The sequence below is a fragment of the Segatella cerevisiae genome, from assembly GCF_024054555.1.
GTDB classification, from domain to species: Bacteria; Bacteroidota; Bacteroidia; order Bacteroidales; family Bacteroidaceae; genus Prevotella; species Prevotella cerevisiae.
This window is the reverse complement of sequence record NZ_JAMXLY010000109.1, coordinates 1-1236: the sequence shown is the minus strand read 5'-3', so window position 1 is coordinate 1236 and position 1236 is coordinate 1. Positions and strand designations below refer to the sequence as shown.

The following is a 1236-nucleotide window of genomic DNA, read 5'->3' as shown; positions in this document are numbered from 1 at the left end:
ATGTTAAAATTAATATGTGGAATTATCTCCTTTCCCTTTAAGAATTCTCTCTATATCTGACAGATGATAATAGTTCTTATTACCGCATTTTACAGAAACTAGATATCCTGATTTATCCCAAGACCATAATGTTTTACGGCATTTCCCAAGCATATTCTGGGCATCCTTGACCGTTATAAGTTTATCAGCATTCTCGTTCCGGATAATGGCAGCAAGTTTTTCATTGTTCTTTTCCACAATAGCTTTAGCAAACTGTAAAAGCTGTTTTGGTGTAACCTTAATAGTATAAGGATCATGTGATTCCAGAATATCTTCAATTCCCATACGCTTTACTATCTTTATGTTTCTAATATAAAGATAGCAAAAGAAATCAAAATCGGCAAGTATCCCTAAGTACTAAATGGTGATACATGCCGATAAGTAATGCTGATTTGATGCAGATAATAGGATTTATCTGATAGATTTTGGCTTATGATGAATACCTGATCTGATCCTGTCTAATATTTCTTGATTCTGTTGCTGGTGCTTAACAGTATTTCCACTTTCTATCCACTTAGCCAGTTCATCCTCATAAAAATACCATTTTTTGCCCTTCTTCATGCCAGGAATATCACCTTGTCGAACATGAGCATATAAGGTAGACTTGGCCATATTCATAATCTTACAGGCGCATGCTACATCACAGATTGTATGCTGATAGATGACAGAAGAAGAAACCTCTTTGCACATTAGAATCTCAGGTTTTCCATCTTCCACACGATACTTAAGGGAACTGCCTTTAGGAAGCATTACCGTCATCATGGCTTTTAATGTTGAGACCTCCTTAGCAATATTACTTACCATTTGAGGCAATTGATCAAAAGATATTTTTTCCATAGTATTATTTATTTTTTATACCTTACAAAGGTAATCTGTTTAGGAAACAAATATATTAAATTAATAGTTTAACACAAACTTTTTATATATTATAAATTAATCAATTATTACTATAATAAATTAAATCTCTTTCAATGTCGTCTGCTTGAGCAGTTGCTTTTCTACGGACGCCTTTTCTGTTTGCACTAACGGGAAGTTCTACATAATATTTAGTCCCTTCTTGAACCGCAAGCTTTCGACAGATGGAAGAACATCGCACACTTTCTTTTCCAGCATGATTCTGAAACTCTTGATGAAATACACGATAAATAAAATTCGCACCAAAGTTATTATCCTTACACAGATAATATTTTACATGAT

3 protein-coding genes are annotated in these 1236 nt (G+C 33.5%); all 3 read right to left on the bottom strand.

Annotated elements, in window-relative coordinates:
* Nucleotides 1–9 precede the first annotated feature (9 nt).
* A complete protein-coding gene (locus NG821_RS12550; RefSeq protein WP_252761994.1) occupies nucleotides 10–324 on the bottom strand; it encodes a helix-turn-helix domain-containing protein in 315 nt (104 codons plus the stop codon).
* Between the two features lie 126 nt (nucleotides 325–450).
* Entirely contained in the window at nucleotides 451–876 is a 426-nt protein-coding gene (locus NG821_RS12545; protein WP_252761993.1) for a helix-turn-helix domain-containing protein, read from the bottom strand.
* A gap of 100 nt (nucleotides 877–976) precedes the next feature.
* Nucleotides 977–1236: hypothetical protein (locus tag NG821_RS12540; protein WP_252761992.1), on the bottom strand; the 260-nt coding region annotated here is incomplete at its 5' end.